Consider the following 19,360-nt stretch of genomic DNA (forward strand, 5'->3'; position numbering starts at 1 on the left):
GCCTGGGTAAAGGCAAAGTGATTAAGCAGGTTCTTGCTTCTTAAGTTCTGTATAAAAATCCTGTGCCTTTTGTTCAATATATTTTTTACAACCTGCGGGATCAACAAAGGGGTTATTTTTCCCTTTTTGCAATAATGTATACTTATTCTTCAGATCAAACATTCCAGCATGGGCTCCTAGAAAAATATCACAACGCAGTGATTCCAGTACCTTTATGGAGTGCTTATAATCCTGAGTTATATTTGGATAAGTTATGTTATCGACCAATTTATAGCCAGGATTCACGCCCATACTTCCTATAATGACCGCCTGATATTGTTTCCCGTGATCCTTTAGTTTTAGTGTCCAAGTGGTACAGCCTTTAGTATGCCCCGGTGTCAAATGAGCAGTTAATACGGTCCCACCTAATTCCACCCGTTCTCCGTCGTGAAGTACCTTATCAACAGTACTTTGAGGAAAATAAGTACTGGTATCATTTGCATAATGAAAATCAGATTTGCCACCAGATAGGATCAAAGAAACATCTTCATCCATAACCATATATTTTGCTTTTGTCTGTTGCTTAATTAATTCACTGCCGGCAGCATGATCAAAATGAGCATGACTAATGAGCAAAATTTTCGTATCACTGAATTTAAAACCTAGTTTTTCTATGCTGGCTTTAATCATGGGAACATTCGCTTCAAGATCACTATTGATTAATATATTCCCTCTTGGAGTGACTATCAGATAACTAGCAAGATCATCAGTGCCTACATAGTACAAGTTTCCAGCAATACGAAATGGGGGAAAAGGATTTGGCAGTGGATATGCAAAGCTTGAATGGTTCAATACCATCATCAGTGCAGATAAACATAATACTTTTTTCATGACAATAAAACCTAAAAAAATCAGCAACTCACCTGGAAAGATAATACTTCATTACGAGGAAATAGGATACAAATTGTTTAATTTTCTCAAAGATAATGAGTCGTTCGATGCTCCACTCCCAAAATCCGATTTGCCAACTGAAAGGCTTACTTTATAAAAAATCCTCTGTTGACAAGTATTTTTTGATTGGCTTTATTAATGATTTTCATACAATATTGATGCATGAAAACGTAAATGATCCTCAATAAAGCTTGCGATAAAATAATAGCTATGATCATAGCCTTCATGCATACGTAAATTAAGCGCAACCTTTGCCCTTACACATGCTGCCTGAAATAATCCGGGTTTGAGTTGCTCTTTTAAATAAGGATCCTGAACACCCTGATCGATCAAAATGCATTGATGCGGCCACCCCCTCTCCGCAATGAGTTCGCACGCATCATACTCCTTCCACTGTTTCTTATCCGGCCCCAAATAACCAGTGAATACTTTTTGCCCCCATTGGGATTGAGATGGGGCACAAATAGGAGCAAACGCGGAAACAGAGCGATATTGCTGAGGATATTTCAATGCCAAAGTAAGCGCTCCATGGCCTCCCATTGAGTGGCCAAAGATACCACAAGCATGATGATTCAGTGGCGCATATTGCAGTAGCAAATCAGGCAATTCCTCATGTACATAAGTGGCCATATTATAATATTTTGACCAAGGTGCCTGCGTGGCATCCAAGTAAAATCCAGCACCAACACCAAAATCATAACTATCTCGATCACCAGGCAAATCAATTCCTCGGGGGCTGGTATCGGGTACAACAAGGGCGATACCTAAAAGAGCAGCGATTCGTTGGGCTCCAGCCTTAGTAATAAAATTCTGCTCTGTACAGGTTAATCCTGAAAGCCAATATAAAACAGGAACGCTTTGTTTCTGCGCCTGAGGAGGCAAAAAAAGGCCAAAACGCATAGTACAATGGGTCACATTGGATTGATGTGAATAAACTCGTTGAATACCATCAAAACAGTAATGCTCTTCTAGAAGCTCAATAGCCATTAATTATCCCTTAATAAGTGAGCACTGTACGAATTGACTTTCTTTGTTTCATTAAGTTAAAGGCGTGATTAATCTGTTCAAAAGGAAAAACCTCAGTAATTAAATCATCGATATTGATTTTGCCCTCCATGTACCAATCAACAATGTTAGGTACATCCGTACGGCCACGGGCTCCACCAAATGCCGAGCCCTTCCATACTCGACCGGTAACCAGTTGGAACGGTCTGGTGGCTATCTCCTTTCCAGCACCTGCAACGCCAATGATCGTACAAACGCCCCAACCTTTATGGCAACATTCCAATGCCTGACGCATTAATTTGACATCACCTACACATTCAAAACTATAATCTGCGCCGCCTTTAGTCAGTTCAACGAGATGCGCTACCAAATCATTATCCACTTCCATAGGATTAACAAAGTCCGTCATCCCCATTTTTTCAGCTAAAGCTCTTCGGTCTGGATTAATATCCACACCCACAATCTGATCGGCTCCAACCATACGAGCAGCTTGAATTACATTAAGCCCAATGCCACCTAAGCCAAAAACAACAACGCGGGAACCTGGGGTCACTTTTGCGGTATAAATTACAGCCCCTATCCCTGTAGTAACGCCGCAGCCGATGTAACATACTTTATCAAAAGGAGCATCCTTGCGAATTTTCGCAACTGCAATTTCAGGTAATACAATATAATTTGCAAAAGTCGATGTCCCCATATAGTGGAATATTTTTTTTCCATTAAGGCTGAAACGACTTGTTCCATCAGGCATCACCCCCTGTCCTTGTGTTGCTCGAATGGCCTGACAAAGATTGGTTTTCTGAGAAAGACAATAGTCACACTGACGACATTCGGGTGTATATAAGGGAATTACATGATCACCAGGTTCGAGGGAGGTTACTTCTGGACCAACATCGACAATAATACCAGCTCCTTCATGCCCTAAAATAACTGGGAAAATACCTTCAGGATCATCACCAGATAATGTAAATGCGTCGGTATGACACACACCTGTCGCCTTAATTTCAACCAGTACTTCTCCCTTTTTAGGACCTTCCAAATCAACTGTTTCAATCACCAATGGTTTCCCTGCCTCGTATGCTACCGCTGCCTTGACTTGCATCAAACCTCCCTTTATAGAAAAACTCACCGTCAATAATCTTAACCACTGAATTTATTGAAAAAATGTTACTCTCAATGAGATAATTTAAATGCAGATGAATACTTTAGCAATGAAAATTCAACGTAAACTACACTTTAGTACTCCATTTATTTCTTCCTAGTAGTATTTTATACTTATAGGTTAAGACAACACTAAACAGATTAAATAAAATCCAATTCATAGGTAACAGAGTATGATCATTCATAGTGAATTTAAGCCGCTTTGGTGGCTTACCAATAATCATGGACAAACTCTGTATCGAACGTTCACCCATCGAACAAATACTGCTGTAGATTCTTGTGAACGTTTAGAGTTACCTGATGGAGATTTTATTGATTTATCGTGGAAAACAAATGGATTAGACAATAATGCTCCTTTAATTATCTTACTTCATGGATTAGGTGGAAATATCAATTCGGCTTATGTTTCGACATTATTCCATGCATTCAATAAATCAGGTTATCGAGCAGTTTTAATGAATTTCCGTGGCGCAAGTGGAGAACCCAATCGTCTGCCGCGCGCTTATTACGGAGGCGATACCGATGATTTGGCTTATTTTCTCAATGTACTAAACCTTAGAGAACCCACAACCAAAAAAGCGGTAGTAGGTATTTCATTAGGCGGCAATATACTCCTCAAATGGTTAGGAGAAAATAGCTCCCAATCCCTAATTGATGCAGCAGTCGCGGTTTCTGTACCGTTTCAATTGCATAATGTGGTTCAAAAGATAAACAAAGGATTTTCTCGGGTATATCAAGCACATCTGCTCGAAAAATTACGGACCGTCTTTTTACAAAAATTGGATATTATCAATTGCCAATTACCACTTTCCAAACAAAAATTGTATTCAATAAAAACCCTGCATGAATTTGACGAACAAATAACTGCTCCATTACATGGATTTGTTAATGCCCATGAGTATTATCAAAAATCCAGTTCGAGGCAGTACTTATCTCAAATCACGACACCTACGTTAATTATTCATGCATTGGACGATCCTTTTATGACCCCGGATGTCCTTCCTACAGTTGATGAATTATCCCCAGATATCCTTCTAGAGTTGAGCCAGCATGGAGGTCATGTAGGATTTATTGCTGAGAAAAAACAATTTTGGTTGGAGCAACGTATCCCTAATTTTTTAAGGGATTATTTGTTAACTCCACCTACTGTCCCGAAATTCACGCAAATTAATTAATAAGTTACTGACTTAGGAATGCGGGATCCAGAGCTATGCCACATTGTAATCGATTGTATTTTTAGCAAAGACTCATTAATCGATTTTTGGTTTATGAGGATTCCTCCTTCATACCATCTGGGCAAAAAAATCCCAATATGTTCTATAATTGGGAAATAGGGTTTTTTTGAGCCAGGATGATGATTAAAACAAAAATAATTAAAAATGATAGTTTACTTAAAATCTATGAAACCAATTATTCATCATTGGCCCATAATCGTGCAGATATAGAATATTTTAAAAGCTCTAAAGTACGTATTTTTTTTAAAGATTCAGAGGAAAAAATGATAGGAGGCTTTTGTATCAACTCAGGCCCTAATTATCGAACTTTTCTTCCTTTAAATCCATTGCAATTACAAAAACTCTATAGTAATCATCACTTTGATCGCCAACATCCTCATGAAATTTCGTGCCTTTGGATCGAAAAAAATTCGCAACATTCCGCATGGGTAGTATTTCTTTATTTTATATTATTTATGGATGTGCTTTGTTTGCGTCCCGGCCCCCTAATTTTTGGAACTCATGGAAAAAATATCAATAATTTTTTTTCTATCCCTTTCCCCAAAATTATTTTCTATGAAAAATTATTTGTACCTACAAAAGGAAAAGAATGTGACTTTTGGATTAGGAAGGGCTCTAAATTTCAATTTCTAAAAGGTTTTATTGTACTTGCAACAATCAGGCTATTTATGGGGAATAAATCATTAGCCCGCTTTCGCTTGTGGCTTGATAAAAAAAAAACAAATAAAGAACTACAAACCTGAGTGGTAATACGGAGACAGGTAGTATGAGTAGTAGAAAAAAAGAATGCCCTTCTTTTGAAAAATTAGCATTAGATGGTGGGAGCCCAGTTCGAGCCAAACCTTGGCCCACCTATGACAAAGGAAATGTCATTATTGATGAAGAAGATCTGGAGCTTGTTCTGGATGTGATTAAAAGTAAGCGATTATTTCGTTATGATAATCGTGACATTAAGGATACAAAAGTAGGTCAATTTGAAGAAGAACTAAAAGACTACTTCAACTCTGAATATGCTCTTGCTGTAAGTTCTGGTACTGCAGCAATTTCATTACCCCTTATGGCTCTGAATTTACCTAACGATGCATTGGTGGGTTGTCCCGCATATTCATTTACTGCAACACCCAGTGCCATTATCCAAGCTCAATTGAAACCTGTCCTTATCGAAGTGGATCGTGATCTCCACATTGATTTAACAGATCTTGAGAAAAAAATTCCTCATATGAGTGCATTAGTTGTGGTGCATATGAGAGGGTTTCCTGCTCCTCTCCCACAAATTATGGAGCTTGCGAGCAAACATGGTGTGCCTATTATTGAGGATGCTGTTCCCAGTCTTGGATGTAAATTGAAGAATAAATATTTAGGAACCTATGGTCTAGCAGGCGCATTCAGCACTCAATCTGATAAATCATTAAACACTGGAGAAGGCGGATTTATTTTAACAAATGATAGAGAACTCTACCTAAAATGCGTTATTTTATCTGGAGCTTATGAGCGTCTTTATGAAAAACATTTTTGCGGGCAACAGTGTGCCATTGATTTTACCTCATTACCCATATTTAATTTTCGCTTAGATGAAATTCGCGGGGCACTTGGATTATCCCAATTAAAAAAACTCAATAAGCGACTCAATTTGTTGTCACAAAATTATCATTATGCCATTCAAGGTATGACCCATTTAAAACACCTAAGGCCGCGCAGCACCTGGCATGAGGAGGTATTACCTCTTGGTGATAACTTACTTTTGGAATTAGATGGTTCGATTAAAGAGTGCTGTTGGTTTGCAGATGCGCTAACTGCAGAAGGTATAGACACAAAAGCCCTCGGAGATCTCAATAAAATCAATGTACGCCGATTTTGGGATTGGAGCTATTTATTCAAGGATATAGCAAGACACGAAATTCCCAATCTTTACCCTAATAGTTTTAAACACATCCGCTCCTATATTGATATTGCACTTTCACCTACATTGAAAAAAGAAGATCTAGATGAATTTTTAACTGCAATTAATAAGGTACATTATCACTATGAACTCAAAGACCCCATTGAATAATTGCGTTGCTTTAGTCACAGGCGGAAATGGAGGGCTAGGTCTTGCTATGGCAATCGCCTTGCGGCAAGCTGGGGCACAAGTCATCGTGAGTGGTCGAGATCAGGAAAAGCTAGAACATGCCAAAACATATGGGCTAATTCCAATCACTATGAATGTACGAAGCAAAGAAAGTATTCACAATGGTTTTAAAATCATTTCAGACCAATTTGAACAATTAGATATATTAATTAATAATGCAGGTATCTACGAAGATCAGCATCTTTTAGATCTCTCACTTGAAGGATGGGAGCAACTCATCAGCACTAATCTTACCTCGGTTTTTCTTTGTTCACAAAGCGCGGCTCGTCTCATGAAAATCCATCATCGGGGAAAAATTATTAATGTAGGATCCATGTATTCTCTTTATGGACATCCTCATTCAATTGGATATGCGACAACAAAAACAGGAATATTAGGCCTAACACGCTCGCTTGCATTAGAACTGGGTGTCTGGAACATACAAGTCAATGCTATTTTGCCAGGTTGGTTTGAAACCGCAATTAACGGTTCTTTACCTCAAACCGATAGAGGTGAGGAAATCCGGAAAAGAACGCCTCTAGGTAGATGGGGTCAGCCTCAAGATATTGGACCTTTGGCTGTTTTTCTCTCTTCAAGTGGTTCAGATTTCATAACCGGTTCAATTATTCCCATCGACGGAGGATATTCTGTCTCCGATCGTAGTATTTGGTCATAGCTCTTATGCATCAACACCAAATCCGAACAATTACTTTATAAAAGAGATAATTGTTTTTTTGAACGAATTAAGCACCGCTAATTTCCCTATATCAACTATTTGCCGCATCACGTTCCCACTCCAATGTTTTCGTGCGGCATTCCAACCTATAAAGAATGCAGAAATTAGCATCATCCAGGTTGCTAAGTGATAACGAGTAATCCCACTTACACTAAAATACTTTTCATGTTCCCTAACCCTGCTTTTCTGGGATTGGAGTATATTACTCATCAATTCAATTTGCGCTATTATCTGCTTTCTCGAGTTTTTCATGTTCTACGCTCTTTTGTGAAAAAAATTCTCTTGTCTTTGGAAAACTCATACTATTTAAATTAAAGGATAAGTACTTAAGTAATCCCAGTAATAATCCTCCATTAAGTAGAAAAACAAGAGAAATAGAAACCAGGAAACGATGGGGAATCAAAAGCTCCCAATATCCTAAAACCAGGAACACAAGATACCCTGTTAAGAACATCGCCGTTAACCATGCTGTAATTAACACAACGAACAGCATGCATATATTTAATAATAAAGGAAAAAGGCTAAGCCCAGCTAATCGTGCTTCAAGACGGATTAAAGAGCAAACCGTTTTAAAAACAGATATTTTTGCAGCGATAAGACCTTCTAACTGTTTTAAGACTTCCATTATTTCTTCATTAATCGAGATAACAAAAAGCCTATTCCTCCAGCAATTAAAATAGAAGTTAATGGATTTTCCTGTACTTTCTTCACTAAATGATCAGAATATTCCTTGACGTTCTCTTCTACTTCGTTCACCTTGTGTACCCCTTCTTCGTACAACTGATTCGCCTTTCTTTTGCCTTCGTTTAATAATTGGCTTGCAGCCGCTTCAAGATGATCTTTAGGAGTATATGCTCTATTTTCACCGGAACTTTTCATGTTAATACCCTCCTTAGTAACAACGCAATAGTAAGAAAATGTAACGAAAATAATATTAAATATAGTTATTGAGTGAAATAAATCAATAAATTTACCACCATTTATTATGACTTATTTTCAAAATTTTTTATAAAAATTTTTTTTTATCAATTAGTTAATTTATTGTTATGAAATTGTCATAATTGACCGCATTTAAAAATAATGTACAATAAGTTTTCATTAATAATACTAATAATAAATAATTATGATACCGTCCACCCTCCTCATAGATTTAGATCTGCTAGAAGAAACGTCAAAAGTTTATATTTATGGTAAAACCCATTACCTGGGCCAACCCAAAGCATTTAATTTTTCGTTACTTAAAAGCGTTCTCAGTTCAATTCAATTATTGCCTTTAGACAAAGAAACAGTAGAAGTAATGAAGCGTTATCGAAATGTCTTAACACAACTTGCAAGTTTTCATCCTAAATTAGTGTACTTGTACGATTTTGATAATGAAATCAATATATATCGACAACTAGATTCGCTACAAGAACAGGCGGTGAACTATTTCAAGAGGTATTTTGAGGTCAATAAACCAACTTTTGATTGGGAAGGATTAAGCGACCTCCGCAAACAAATTTCTAAGGTGCAAAATTCTTCATATAGAATAGACCTCATGAAGGCATTTGAATATGGAGTCTTAAACACCGTTTCACAGGTAAAACCTAGAACTTATTCTGATTTAACTTTTCACGATGAGTTAGAAGAAATAAATCCAAAAGACTCCTCTACTCATTCTAAAACTCGTTAGTAAATTATATAGAACTCATACGAGTTCTATATTTTCTCATATGAGTAAGCTCACTAAGAATACCTACATACCCATAAATAAACTATCCGCTTGAGGATCCTAATTAATAAACTATATTTTATTTAAGCGATTATTTATTGACATAGGAATAAGGAGATGAATATGTTGAATCTTGATAGTGAAACAATTGGTGATCTTCTTTATAAAGCCCGACAATTTCAAGCCAAGGAAGACGTTAGTTTTCCGGAAGTCACCGACGAAATGGATTCACTATATGTGTTAGCCGATTACCAAGACGATCCGGTTTATCAAGAGATCACCGAATTCGTTGATAATTTACGACCTGATCAACAAGCTACCTTAGTTGCATTAATGTATTTAGGTCGAGGAGACTATACTCAGGATGAGTGGGAAGAGGCATTAAATTTTGCTCAAGAGGAACTGACTGACCATACTGGAGAATATTTATTATCCAGACCAATGGTCGCAGATGATATTGAACGAGGCCTAAACATTCTAGGTATTTCCTACCAAGAATAGCTTCCCAAAGAGACCTTTTCCTCAAGTACGGCTGAAGCAGTTTATTAAAACTACTACCTGAATCGTTTCATTAAACATGAAATTAGAAGTACGTGTTACAACGCCTGCTACGATTGACATTTAACAAGCCTGATAGATAATCATAATTTCAATCGGCACATTTTGCGTATTTATTAGGGATGACGAATGAGCTTTGATAAACAATACCAACGAAAATTACATTCCCCAGATGAAGCTGTCAATCTGATTCCCCCCACGGCCGTAATTTCCATGGGTATGCGTGTCGCTACTCCCCCAGCTCTTTGCCATGCTCTTGCTGCGCGTGCGAAGGCAGGTGATTTAAAAGAAGTGAAAGTTTATTATCTTCGCTGTGGTCCTGTTGCTCTACAGACAATTTTTCAAGAAGAATTACTCCATATTATTAGGCCCTACACTTCAATGATGTCACAAGGAGAAGTTGAATTAGCCGAGCGTGGATATACCTTAGGAAAGAAATACATCAATTTTGTACCCATAAGTTTTAGTCGCTACCCTGATACCATTAAGTCCATCACAAAATTGGATGCTTTTATTGTCACCGTGGCTCCTATGGATAAATTTGGCTTTTTCAATTTGGGCCCCAATGGCGATTATGCGATTGAACTGGCACGCTATGCCAATAAATTGATCGTAGAAGTAAACGAAAATATGCCCAGAACTGCAGGATCTACTTTAATTCATGTGAGTGAGGTTGATGCCATTGTCGAAAACACCGTCGACTTGCTCGAAGGAGCATCAAAGCCCGCAAGTGAATTGGATCGTCAAATAGGCCAACACATCACCGCTCTAATCCCAGATGGTGCAACCATTCAAATGGGGATAGGAGGAGTGCCTAATGCAGTATGTGAACAACTCGCTCATCATAAAAATCTAGGGATTCACACTGAGGTGATGACGGATGGCTTAATTGATCTCATCAAAAAAGGAGTGGTTACAAATACAAATAAAACATTACACCCTTATGTTAATGTGTTTACTTTTGCGATTGGAGATAAGCAATTATATGATTTTATTGACAATAATCCATCCATGTTTTGTCTTCCAGTTTCCTATGTTAATGAACCCAATGTGATTGCGAAAAACAATCTCATGACCTCCGTCAACGCCTTCATTGAGATTGATTTTAGTGGACAAGTGAATGCAGAATTTATTGGGCATCAATTTTCTGGTCCAGGAGGACAATTGGATTTTATCCGTGGCGTTCATTATTCAGAAGGCGGAAAAACGATCATTGCCAGTAGTTCCACTGCAAGGAGGGAAACCTTATCCCGTATTGTGCCTCGACTTTCTTCCATAGCCACAGATACCCGACTTGATATTGATTATGTGGTCACTGAATATGGAGTAGCACAATTGAAAGGACGCTCCACCACAGAAAGAACACATCAATTAATTAAAATTGCTCATCCAAAATTTCGTGAACAATTAGAGCAACAAGCGAAACAACAAGGATTTATTTAAAATGGACTTATCAATTTCCCCTGCCCTGTTATTTACCCCAGGTAACAAACCAGAGCTTTTTGCAAAAGCATTGGCTTCTGGAGCAAACGGCTTTATATTGGAGTTGGAAGATGCTGTTCCACCTGACGAAAAAGACAGCGCCCGCAACCATGTTATTCAGTTTTTGCGAAGCAAACATCCTGAGCTACTCATAATTGTACGCATCAATCATATAACCACTGATGCCGGGTTGTCTGACTTGCTCGCATTCAAACAAGAACATATATATTGTGATGCCATTTTATATCCTAAAACAGAAAGTGCTGAAGAATTAAACATTATTTATAAAGTACTTAATTTGGAAGCACGCAACATTAAACTTTTAGCATTAATTGAGACCGCCAAGGGATTATTGAACCTAAATTCAATTGTTACTGATTCCCCAGTAAGCGGTCTGGTCTTTGGGGCAGCAGATTTTGCCGTCGATGTAGGTTGTGATATGAACTGGGATGTTCTTTTATACGCGCGTCAGCAAATCATCCAGGCGGCCGCTCTGACTCATATTCCTGCCATTGACTCCCCTTTTTTCGATTTTACGAATGAAGAACAATTAATTTCCGAAGTAATTCGAGTTAAGGAGCTTGGTTTTAAAGGAAAACTTGCTATTCATCCCAGACAAATCACCCCGATAAAACACAATTTCGCACCGGATAAAAAAGAGATTGAACGTGCCAAAAAAATTGTTGCACTCTACGAACAAGCTGGAGGGAAAGCCTGTCAATATGAAGGTCAAATGATTGATGTCCCTATCTACCAACATGCTCAAGAGGTGCTTAAATTATCAGAACATTTAAAAAGGTAATGAATATGTCTCAGCAAAGTTACAAATCTGTTGGAAACAATCGCTTGCGTGAAGATTTTGGCTTTTATTTTGAAGATTTTGAAATAGGACAAATTATTGAGCACCGACCTGGTAGGACCATTACTCAAAATGACAATATTTGGTTTACGTTACTGACGATGAATACAGCTCAATTGCATTTCGATGCTCATTATGCCGAACAAACGGAATGGAAGAAACCTTTAGTTGATAGCACATTTACACTAGCGATTATCACAGGAATGACTGTCAATACGATCTCTAAGAAAGTGGTCGCTAATTTGGAATGGGATAAAGTCAAATTACTAAAACCCGTATTTGAAGGAGATACCATTTATGCCGAAAGCGAAATAAAAGCAAAACGCGAATCAAAATCAAGGCCCAATCAAGGAATTGTTACCGTAGAAACAAGAGGAATTAACCAACATAAAGAACTATTTATGTCATTTGAACGAACCGTCTTGGTTTATAAGAAAGGTGCAGCACCAGAATATAAAATTTAATTTGCCTTGGCCTAGGTGTTGGTAACCAAAACCGACTACCTTTGAATGTTTTCCCTCTACGATATACGCCTAAGAGCCCCAAGAATGTTTCCCCTACGTACCGCGCTCATGCGCGGTATCAAGACTGGGACCTGTTTTAACCACTAAGGGAAAACGGCAATCGAAAAAAACACAACCAATCTCTAGCGAAGCCTGGAAGATTTAACTAGAATGATAGGCTTAACTGCTGATAAATAAAAACTTTTTGCACAGGTATTAATTCATGAATATCCAAACTGTTGTTGAAAAGCAGAGAACATTTGCTGCTGGCGGACAGGCTAAAAAGATTGATTTTCGTAAACAGCAACTTCAGAAATTAAAAACCATTCTCAAGCAAAATGAGCCACTTCTCTATGAAGCGCTTTATGCAGATATAAAAAAATCTAAATTTGAAACCTATTTAACTGAACTTGGCATGATATATCATGAGCTTGATCAGGCAATTAAATGGGTACATAAATGGGCTAAGCCCAGATCGAAAAGAACAGAGTTGATTGTTCAACCGGCAAAAAGTTTTATCTTACCTGAACCTTATGGCACGACTCTAATTATTGGCGCCTGGAATTACCCTTATCAATTAACATTAATTCCGTTAATCTCGGCTATGGCAGCAGGGAACACCAGCATCATCAAACCAAGTGAACTACCCCAAAATACCTCAACAGTCTTGGCACAAATAATAAATCAAAATTTTGATCCAGCTTATCTTTATGTTGCTGAAGGAGGCCCTGAAATAACTCAGGAGCTTCTTAGTTTTCGTTTTGATAAACTATTTTTTACAGGCAGCACTACCGTAGGGAAAATTGTGGCAAAAGCTGCAGCAGAACACTTAACTCCTGTAACTCTCGAATTAGGTGGAAAAAGTCCGTGCTTTGTTTTTGCTGATGCAGATCTCAAAATCTCAGCCCAGCGAATTGTCTGGGGTAAATTTTTAAATGCAGGCCAAACCTGTATTGCCCCTGATTATCTTTTAGTTGAACAATCAATTTATCAACCGCTACTGGAAGAACTTAAAAAACAAATCCACAAAATTATTGGCCCCAACCCGCTTGAAAGTGAAAGCTATGTACGGATTATCGATCAAAAACATGTACAGCGTTTAAAAAAACTCATCGATCCGCAAAAAATATTCACCGGAGGCCTCGTCATTGAAGCAGAAAAATACATTGAGCCCACGATTCTTAAGGATGTAAATTTTGCCGATGAAATCATGAAAGAAGAAATTTTTGGGCCGATTTTACCTGTTATCCCTTTTAGCGATCTGCAACCTGTTTTGCAGGAAATAAAAATGCGACCCCACCCTTTATCACTTTATGTTTTTGGAAAAAATTCCGATCTGCAAACTCGAGTTTTAAATGAGATTTCTTTTGGAGGAGGCTGTATTAATGATGTGATTATGCATATTTGTAACGCTCATCTTCCTTTTGGTGGTGTTGGAGAAAGTGGTATGGGAAGTTACCATGGCGAAGCAGGATTTAAATCCTTCAGTCATTTCAAAAGCATTTTGAAAAGACCTTTTTGGTTTGAGCTACCTATTAAATACAAGCCCTATAATCAATGGAAATTAAAGATAATTCGCACACTCTTCGGATAAATTAATACAATAAACTACTAAAATGAATAATAGAAATTTACATTCATACGGAATCAATCCTTTAAAGGTATCATGAATTCGCTTGCAAACCATCTAAGGATTAGGCTTTTCTAGTATTTCTTTTCCAGCAAGACGCTGTGCTCGTTTGGCAATTGCTTCTTGTAATTCCAGAAAAAAAGGAGAAGGCCCTATAGAATGGTTCGCTTCGGATTCCTGTTTCTTTCCCCATGACGCATCTAATTCGGATTTAATATTTAACTTCGTATCCAACATTGAATCTAAAGTATGCGTTTTTTGTTGGTAAGAGATTAAAAATGTTCTACATACTTTCGCAAAACAAGGATTTTCTTCAAGAATCAATGCCGAAGCACTAAGAAAACCAATTATTCGTTCGTCTTTGTGATTTTTTTGGTGCTGAACTACTAGAAATGAAAATTCTTTTAATAAAGAGTATACAAAGGAATAATCCCTATCTTCCTTCCCTTCTAACCTATATCCATCCACTAAATTTTGTAATAGTATAATGCATTCTTTACTAACTGGCATTCCTTGCTCCAAGTAAATAAACACTTCTTAATTAAAAACTCTGATAGGTAATTTAGCAAGAAAAAAATAGTAATACTTTTATAAATCCTTATCTTGTATGTAGTCGATATTGGGTCTATAACTTTAAGAATAAAAGAGAACAGCTTATGTCAGAAAAGAAACCTAAAGTTAAAACCAGTTATATAAAGGAGGCTCCCACTCCTCCCGTCGAAGCCAATTCTTCTATTCTTGCAAGCATATTTAAAGCATTACCCGGAAGTATTTATTGGAAGGACCAAAATGGAGTGTACTTGGGTTGTAATGACAACATGTTGGAACTGACTGGCATGGAATCCATCATTGGAAAAACAGATTTTGAAATGCCATGGGCGGCTTCTGCAGAAACAATTCGGAATAATGATTTAAAAGTAATGGCGCTTAATACATCCTTAGAATTGGAAGAAGCCGGAACCATAGCAAACGGACAACAAGTAGTAGTATTAACCAGAAAAACTCCTCTCCGCGACGAAAAAGGTAATGTCATCGGGATTGTAGGTGTTTCGTTAAATATAACCAACCGTAAAAAACAAGAAGCCGATCTCCGTTTAAGCCAAGAAAAAACACAATCCACTTTGGAAAACATTCTTGCTCATATGCCAGGCCATGTATATTGGAAAGACAAGAATGGAGTGTATTTAGGTTGCAACAACCGACAGGCTCAGAATTTAGGATTTCAATTTGGTTATGAAATTGTAGGAAAAACTGATTTTGATTTACCTTGGGGTGAGAATCAAGCCGAATTATTTCGCCAAAATGATCTTCATATCATGCAGACTGGTGAAACTGAAATCATTGAGGAAAAAGCCCAAATCGATGGTAAAAAAGCCATTGTCTTAAGTCATAAATCACCGATGCGCAATAAAAAAGGGGAAATTACAGGAGTATTAGGTATTTCAATTAATATAACTGACAGAAAAAAAATTGAAGCAGAACTCAATATTGCAAAAGAAAAAGCTGAAGCAGCGAGTCTTGCAAAAACAGAATTTCTTGAAAATATGCGTCACGACCTCCGTACCCCTCTTACTGGCATTGTTGGATTTGCAGATCTTATCAAATACGAGGCCCAAACCCCTCGAATTAACGAATATGCAGATAATCTGGTTGCATCAAGCCATGCCCTTCTTGATTTTATGGATGATGTGCTTGAAGCCATTCATGTAAGTTCTGGCGAAGTGCCCAAAGTGAGAAAAAAATTCGTTCTGCAAAAAGTGGCTCAACACATTATTGATCTTAACAAGGCCAAAGCATCTGCAAAACTCCTGGATTTATCGCTGGATTTTGATACCAATATCCCCCAATATCTCATCGGCGATCCCGTCCGCATCCATCGAATTCTACTTGAATTAATTGCCAATTCGCTAAATTTTACCGACTCGGGTTTTGTGACGTTAACAGCTAAATTAGCCAAACAGGAAAACCGTGAGGTCGTCATTAAATTCATTGTAGAAGATAGCGGTATAGGTATCCCCAAGGATAAACAACAGGAAATTTTTCTCCAATTTAAACGTCTAACACCTTCCTACAAGGGAATTTATAAAGGAGCGGGTCTAGGGCTTGCTGTAATCAAACAATTTATTGATGAATTAGATGGTGAGATATATGTTGAAAGTACAGTTGCAAAAGGAACCTCATTTACTTGTGTCATTCCCTTAAAAACAGCTCTTCTTGAGGATGAAACCGGTATTGATAAAGATTTTATTGATTCTACTATTCCAAGATTGGAGCAAAATACTCCCATCACCAATAAACATCCAGCTCAATTGGAAAAACCATTTAAACACCGTATCTTACTGGTTGAAGACAATACCATTGCACAAACCATCGCCAAAGAAATGCTTCATCAGTGTGACTGTCAGGTTGATGTAGCCGCTGATGGGCAAACGGCTTTAGGGCTCTGGAAGAAAAATAAATATGATTTAATTTTTATGGATATCGGTTTACCCGATATGGATGGATATCAAGTAACGCGCCATATTCGAGTGCAAGAAATCGCTAAAAATCATCATACTCCCATCATTGCGTTAACAGCTCATATAGGGGAAGAAAACAAACAACGATGTATTGAATCCGGGATAAATGCTGTACTTAGCAAACCACTCACTCAAAAAAATTGTTGTGATATTTTAAATTCATTTATCCCCTCTATAGAAAAAGGGACTTCTCCCGAACATGGTCTCTTTGATTTACCAACAAAAGAAGAACAATTTTTTCAACTCGCTGAATTTCCAATACTTGATGTTGAAGAAGGAATTAAAACTACTGGCACAGAAGCAACGCTTTGCGGAATGCTCAACCTGATGTTGAGTCACTCTTTTGTGGAAGATGTTGTCCTGCTCAAAAGAGCTCATGAGCAAGGTGACTGGGAAAAAATTCAAAAACTTGCTCATAAAATAAAAGGGGGAGTGGTATATGTTGGAGCCATTCGTTTAAAAATAGCCTGCCAATACTTTGAGTGTTATTGGAAATCAGGTCAACGCGCTTTATCAGAACAGTTATATCAGCAAATCCTACGCGTCATTGAGGAAACAACCTCTGAAATTAGAAAATGGATAAAAACAAAATCACCTTATTAATCAAGCATATAGCCTGAGTGTGGTGCCAGCGGAGACTGGAATTGAGAGGCCTGATTCATGCCCCAAAAATCCCGTTCCGCTGCGTTGCACTAAGGCAGAATTAAAACTCGAAACTGCCAATTACCGACTCATTTTCAGGAACAACTTCTTGAATCACTTCCAAACTCTCTACTGGTGTTTTTGCAGGATATTTTTTAAATCGCAGTGCAACAGGCCTTAAGTAGTCTGGATAATAAGGCTTTATCAAATGCTCATAAGTGGCAGCCATCGCCTTATTTCTTCCACTGGGATAAACTTCGAAATCATAAGCTTTTTCTGTCCACAAGCACATCACTGAACACTCTTCAATCAAATAATCAAGACAGAGGCTAAATGCTCGTTCATGATCAACATCCACAGCAGAAAATCGGCTCAAGTATCGGGTTAAAAACTCGTCAATATTAGCATTAATTGCATCACGAAATGATTCATTGGCATTATATTCCTTTTGCACACGAATATGATTGTTAATGTAGTTTTGACTGTTATACCAATCATCCCAGCGCATAATCTCAAAAGGAATGGTTAATTCATTATAAGCCATTTCATTTCGTTTCAACCAATCATCCCCTTCTTGTACAGCTAACTGATATAATTCATCCGGGGCTGCATAATTCATAATACCTATAGTGTGACGTTGAACACTATCATCAACAAGAATGGTACACTGTTTAAATGAGGCGTTAATTAATTTAATAACCGCTGCGAATTTTTCGCCCTCATGAATCGCTTGTCCAACACTAATTGGCATAAGACAAGAAGATTGAGGAAAGAGTTTTCGTTCTTCTACTGGGTTTTCTCTAAAGGAGGCCTTTATAATCCTATTATCAATTAAGCTCATGCTTTCAAACCTCCTTTGATTCGCTTGTTACTACTTTCTGCATAAAAATAAACCATATTTTATTTGATAAAAATCATTTTGTCTATTAATGTATCATCCACGAAGCATCAATTACATAATAATTACTTAATGTTAATATTGTATAATTTGTGTAATATATGTAAATATAAATCCTAAAAGTGAGCATAAAATGTCTTATAGAATAGATAATTCTGGTGGCGGTGACTGTGGATTTTATGCTTTTGCAATAGGATTAATCAACACCATTCAAAACGAGCACGCCCTCGACGGAACAAGTAAAACCTATGATCGTTGGAAAACCGAGGGGCTTCGCAACGTCGATTTGCAAGAAATTCTAGAAGTTGACTTAAATCAATTGTATCACTCACCTAGAAATTACAAAAATCAACTCTTATTCATGTTACAAATGTCCTTAAGAAATATCGCTTTTAATATATACAAGGACGAAGTGATTAATAGAAAAAGAGGGGAAGAGGTATTAAAAGACAACCGAGCTCAAATTGAATCAACCCCAATATTTGGCAAATTTAAAGAACTGGTTCAATTTTATTTAGATAATAAAGGTTCTCTTGCTAGTATAAGTCAATTTAATGAATTAGCTTTATCTCCTGAAGTTCTACTCTTAGCAAAACAAACCGCTCAGACCTTACGTGAAACACTTGAAAAACCATCTCCTGTTTCACCAGAGACAATTGTGCTCAACCATATTCGAGATGTAGTGATACATGACGTAATATCTGAAGACAAAGAAAATCCACACTCTGTGATTTTAAAGGGCGTAGAAAAAATCAAGGAACAAGGGCGATGGGCTACACATGATGATTTAAAAGAAATCGCCGCACATCTTGATGTAAATCTTCACGTGGTGGGTAAAGAAAATGGAGTAGCTAGACCTCATCTTCCAACTGTTACTCTAAATAATGAGGGTAATGCACATTGGACAACGAGTGTCGAACAATTAACTCAGCCACAGATTAAACCCTCTAAAGAAGAGTATATTGAAAAATCCCCTGTACCCCATAAACGCCAAAAACGAGCAGAAAAAGACGGATCCTTTTCTAAAAAAGAAGAGGAAGTGATTGTCGCAACTGTAAGCACTCAAAGCGAAAAAGATAAAGTTGACCTTTATCGAAAAAATGTAAAAGAACTCATTCAAGCTGCATCGGCTCAAGGTATGTTTGCTCAAGTTAAAAATAAGATTGATGTTGATAAGATTGATAAAGCAGAGGCTCTTACAAATGAAAAAGGTGAGCAAATAGAATCCGATGAGGCTTTTGCCGAACGCTTACAAGAAGCTGAAATACGACGCGTTCTTGGGTAAGAGTCCTAAAACTGTTCTCCATACAAAAGTATAAATTCCACTTGTCATATTGCTCTATCTTAACTATTTTTATAAAAATTACCTGGCTAATTAAGGCAT

The 19,360-nt window shown here is 37.5% G+C and carries 20 protein-coding genes; 12 read left to right on the plus strand and 8 right to left on the minus strand.

Going from position 1 to position 19,360, the window contains the following annotated elements; translation table 11 throughout:
- Window positions 1-21 precede the first annotated feature (21 nt).
- From blaFEZ to ACWTEW_RS12150, 3 genes are all read right to left on the minus strand, one after another.
- Window positions 22-870: an FEZ family subclass B3 metallo-beta-lactamase gene (gene blaFEZ / locus ACWTEW_RS12140; RefSeq protein ID WP_454781893.1), complete on the minus strand. Its 849-nt coding sequence runs from the start codon at window positions 868-870 to the stop codon at window positions 22-24.
- Between the two features lie 195 nt (window positions 871-1,065).
- A complete protein-coding gene (gene fghA / locus ACWTEW_RS12145) occupies window positions 1,066-1,917 on the minus strand; it encodes an S-formylglutathione hydrolase (RefSeq protein ID WP_454781894.1) in 852 nt (283 codons plus the stop codon).
- Window positions 1,918-1,927: 10 nt separating this feature from the next.
- Window positions 1,928-3,037 carry an S-(hydroxymethyl)glutathione dehydrogenase/class III alcohol dehydrogenase gene (locus ACWTEW_RS12150; RefSeq protein ID WP_454781895.1) on the minus strand — a complete coding sequence of 370 codons (1,110 nt, stop codon included), beginning with the start codon at window positions 3,035-3,037 and terminating at the stop codon, window positions 1,928-1,930.
- A 232-nt stretch (window positions 3,038-3,269) separates the two neighbouring features.
- On the opposite strand from ACWTEW_RS12150, the gene ACWTEW_RS12155 reads away from it, so the two are divergent.
- The 4 genes from ACWTEW_RS12155 to ACWTEW_RS12170 all read left to right on the plus strand — a co-directional run bounded on the left by ACWTEW_RS12155 (window position 3,270) and on the right by ACWTEW_RS12170 (window position 7,114).
- A complete protein-coding gene (locus tag ACWTEW_RS12155; RefSeq protein ID WP_454781896.1) occupies window positions 3,270-4,271 on the plus strand; it encodes a hydrolase in 1,002 nt (333 codons plus the stop codon).
- Window positions 4,272-4,447: 176 nt separating this feature from the next.
- A complete protein-coding gene (locus tag ACWTEW_RS12160; RefSeq protein WP_454781897.1) occupies window positions 4,448-5,074 on the plus strand; it encodes a hypothetical protein in 627 nt (208 codons plus the stop codon).
- A 23-nt stretch (window positions 5,075-5,097) separates the two neighbouring features.
- The gene (locus ACWTEW_RS12165) at window positions 5,098-6,381 is read left to right on the plus strand and encodes a DegT/DnrJ/EryC1/StrS family aminotransferase (RefSeq protein ID WP_454781898.1); all 1,284 of its coding nucleotides are present in this window, start codon (window positions 5,098-5,100) and stop codon (window positions 6,379-6,381) included.
- Entirely contained in the window at window positions 6,356-7,114 is a 759-nt protein-coding gene (locus tag ACWTEW_RS12170) for an SDR family NAD(P)-dependent oxidoreductase (protein ID WP_454781899.1), read from the plus strand. Before ACWTEW_RS12165 ends, ACWTEW_RS12170 begins: the two co-directional genes overlap by 26 nt.
- 30 nt (window positions 7,115-7,144) lie before the next feature.
- Here ACWTEW_RS12170 and ACWTEW_RS12175 read toward each other — a convergent pair whose 3' ends face one another.
- The 3 genes from ACWTEW_RS12175 to ACWTEW_RS12185 are packed head-to-tail and all read right to left on the minus strand — an operon-like array spanning window position 7,145 to window position 8,053.
- Window positions 7,145-7,426, minus strand: coding sequence for a hypothetical protein (locus ACWTEW_RS12175; protein WP_454781900.1), 282 nt, complete (start codon window positions 7,424-7,426; stop codon window positions 7,145-7,147).
- Window positions 7,389-7,799, minus strand: coding sequence for a hypothetical protein (locus ACWTEW_RS12180; RefSeq protein ID WP_454781901.1), 411 nt, complete (start codon window positions 7,797-7,799; stop codon window positions 7,389-7,391). The genes ACWTEW_RS12175 and ACWTEW_RS12180 overlap by 38 nt, the downstream gene beginning before the upstream one ends.
- Window positions 7,799-8,053: an ElaB/YgaM/YqjD family protein gene (locus ACWTEW_RS12185; RefSeq protein WP_454781902.1), complete on the minus strand. Its 255-nt coding sequence runs from the start codon at window positions 8,051-8,053 to the stop codon at window positions 7,799-7,801. Before ACWTEW_RS12185 ends, ACWTEW_RS12180 begins: the two co-directional genes overlap by 1 nt.
- 244 nt (window positions 8,054-8,297) lie before the next feature.
- Here ACWTEW_RS12185 and ACWTEW_RS12190 point away from each other — a divergent pair, with 244 nt between their 5' ends.
- From ACWTEW_RS12190 to ACWTEW_RS12215, 6 genes are all read left to right on the plus strand, one after another.
- Window positions 8,298-8,846 carry a hypothetical protein gene (locus ACWTEW_RS12190; protein WP_454781903.1) on the plus strand — a complete coding sequence of 183 codons (549 nt, stop codon included), beginning with the start codon at window positions 8,298-8,300 and terminating at the stop codon, window positions 8,844-8,846.
- 162 nt (window positions 8,847-9,008) lie between these two features.
- Window positions 9,009-9,386, plus strand: coding sequence for a DUF3775 domain-containing protein (locus ACWTEW_RS12195; protein ID WP_454781904.1), 378 nt, complete (start codon window positions 9,009-9,011; stop codon window positions 9,384-9,386).
- Window positions 9,387-9,572: 186 nt separating this feature from the next.
- On the plus strand, window positions 9,573-10,886 hold the full coding sequence (locus ACWTEW_RS12200; protein WP_454781905.1) for an acetyl-CoA hydrolase/transferase family protein: 1,314 nt from the start codon (window positions 9,573-9,575) through the stop codon (window positions 10,884-10,886).
- A 1-nt stretch (window position 10,887) separates the two neighbouring features.
- A complete protein-coding gene (locus tag ACWTEW_RS12205; RefSeq protein WP_454781906.1) occupies window positions 10,888-11,727 on the plus strand; it encodes an HpcH/HpaI aldolase/citrate lyase family protein in 840 nt (279 codons plus the stop codon).
- Window positions 11,728-11,732: 5 nt separating this feature from the next.
- Window positions 11,733-12,248: a MaoC/PaaZ C-terminal domain-containing protein gene (locus tag ACWTEW_RS12210; protein WP_454781907.1), complete on the plus strand. Its 516-nt coding sequence runs from the start codon at window positions 11,733-11,735 to the stop codon at window positions 12,246-12,248.
- Window positions 12,249-12,510: 262 nt separating this feature from the next.
- Window positions 12,511-13,881: an aldehyde dehydrogenase gene (locus tag ACWTEW_RS12215; RefSeq protein WP_454781908.1), complete on the plus strand. Its 1,371-nt coding sequence runs from the start codon at window positions 12,511-12,513 to the stop codon at window positions 13,879-13,881.
- Window positions 13,882-13,974: 93 nt separating this feature from the next.
- Here the strand turns inward: ACWTEW_RS12215 and ACWTEW_RS12220 are convergent, their stop codons facing one another.
- Complete coding sequence (locus ACWTEW_RS12220) at window positions 13,975-14,427, minus strand: hypothetical protein (protein ID WP_454781909.1); 453 nt, start codon at window positions 14,425-14,427, stop codon at window positions 13,975-13,977.
- A gap of 146 nt (window positions 14,428-14,573) precedes the next feature.
- Here ACWTEW_RS12220 and ACWTEW_RS12225 point away from each other — a divergent pair, with 146 nt between their 5' ends.
- A complete protein-coding gene (locus ACWTEW_RS12225; protein WP_454781910.1) occupies window positions 14,574-17,039 on the plus strand; it encodes a PAS domain-containing sensor histidine kinase in 2,466 nt (821 codons plus the stop codon).
- Between the two features lie 100 nt (window positions 17,040-17,139).
- Here the strand turns inward: ACWTEW_RS12225 and ACWTEW_RS12230 are convergent, their stop codons facing one another.
- Window positions 17,140-17,919, minus strand: coding sequence for a hypothetical protein (locus tag ACWTEW_RS12230; RefSeq protein WP_454781911.1), 780 nt, complete (start codon window positions 17,917-17,919; stop codon window positions 17,140-17,142).
- 190 nt (window positions 17,920-18,109) lie between these two features.
- Between ACWTEW_RS12230 and ACWTEW_RS12235 the strand changes: the two genes are divergently transcribed.
- Window positions 18,110-19,261: a hypothetical protein gene (locus ACWTEW_RS12235; protein ID WP_454781912.1), complete on the plus strand. Its 1,152-nt coding sequence runs from the start codon at window positions 18,110-18,112 to the stop codon at window positions 19,259-19,261.
- The last annotated feature ends 99 nt before the right edge of the window (window positions 19,262-19,360 follow it).

It is taken from the genome of Legionella stuttgartensis, assembly GCF_977063405.2.

Bases quoted from the DNA above. Each gene is read 5' to 3' on its own strand.
- ACWTEW_RS12230 (WP_454781911.1), bottom strand. From the start codon at position 17,919: ATGAGCTTAATTGATAATAGGATTATAAAGGCCTCCTTTAGAGAAAAC.
- blaFEZ (WP_454781893.1), bottom strand. From the start codon at position 870: ATGAAAAAAGTATTATGTTTATCTGCACTGATGATGGTATTGAACCAT.
- fghA (WP_454781894.1), bottom strand. From the start codon at position 1,917: ATGGCTATTGAGCTTCTAGAAGAGCATTACTGTTTTGATGGTATTCAA.
- ACWTEW_RS12160 (WP_454781897.1), top strand. From the start codon at position 4,448: ATGATGATTAAAACAAAAATAATTAAAAATGATAGTTTACTTAAAATC.
- ACWTEW_RS12235 (WP_454781912.1), top strand. From the start codon at position 18,110: ATGTCTTATAGAATAGATAATTCTGGTGGCGGTGACTGTGGATTTTAT.
- ACWTEW_RS12180 (WP_454781901.1), bottom strand. From the start codon at position 7,799: ATGGAAGTCTTAAAACAGTTAGAAGGTCTTATCGCTGCAAAAATATCT.
- ACWTEW_RS12210 (WP_454781907.1), top strand. From the start codon at position 11,733: ATGTCTCAGCAAAGTTACAAATCTGTTGGAAACAATCGCTTGCGTGAA.
- ACWTEW_RS12190 (WP_454781903.1), top strand. From the start codon at position 8,298: ATGATACCGTCCACCCTCCTCATAGATTTAGATCTGCTAGAAGAAACG.
- ACWTEW_RS12170 (WP_454781899.1), top strand. From the start codon at position 6,356: ATGAACTCAAAGACCCCATTGAATAATTGCGTTGCTTTAGTCACAGGC.
- ACWTEW_RS12220 (WP_454781909.1), bottom strand. From the start codon at position 14,427: ATGCCAGTTAGTAAAGAATGCATTATACTATTACAAAATTTAGTGGAT.
- ACWTEW_RS12185 (WP_454781902.1), bottom strand. From the start codon at position 8,053: ATGAAAAGTTCCGGTGAAAATAGAGCATATACTCCTAAAGATCATCTT.
- ACWTEW_RS12175 (WP_454781900.1), bottom strand. From the start codon at position 7,426: ATGAAAAACTCGAGAAAGCAGATAATAGCGCAAATTGAATTGATGAGT.
- ACWTEW_RS12215 (WP_454781908.1), top strand. From the start codon at position 12,511: ATGAATATCCAAACTGTTGTTGAAAAGCAGAGAACATTTGCTGCTGGC.
- ACWTEW_RS12155 (WP_454781896.1), top strand. From the start codon at position 3,270: ATGATCATTCATAGTGAATTTAAGCCGCTTTGGTGGCTTACCAATAAT.
- ACWTEW_RS12165 (WP_454781898.1), top strand. From the start codon at position 5,098: ATGAGTAGTAGAAAAAAAGAATGCCCTTCTTTTGAAAAATTAGCATTA.
- ACWTEW_RS12205 (WP_454781906.1), top strand. From the start codon at position 10,888: ATGGACTTATCAATTTCCCCTGCCCTGTTATTTACCCCAGGTAACAAA.
- ACWTEW_RS12225 (WP_454781910.1), top strand. From the start codon at position 14,574: ATGTCAGAAAAGAAACCTAAAGTTAAAACCAGTTATATAAAGGAGGCT.
- ACWTEW_RS12200 (WP_454781905.1), top strand. From the start codon at position 9,573: ATGAGCTTTGATAAACAATACCAACGAAAATTACATTCCCCAGATGAA.
- ACWTEW_RS12150 (WP_454781895.1), bottom strand. From the start codon at position 3,037: ATGCAAGTCAAGGCAGCGGTAGCATACGAGGCAGGGAAACCATTGGTG.
- ACWTEW_RS12195 (WP_454781904.1), top strand. From the start codon at position 9,009: ATGTTGAATCTTGATAGTGAAACAATTGGTGATCTTCTTTATAAAGCC.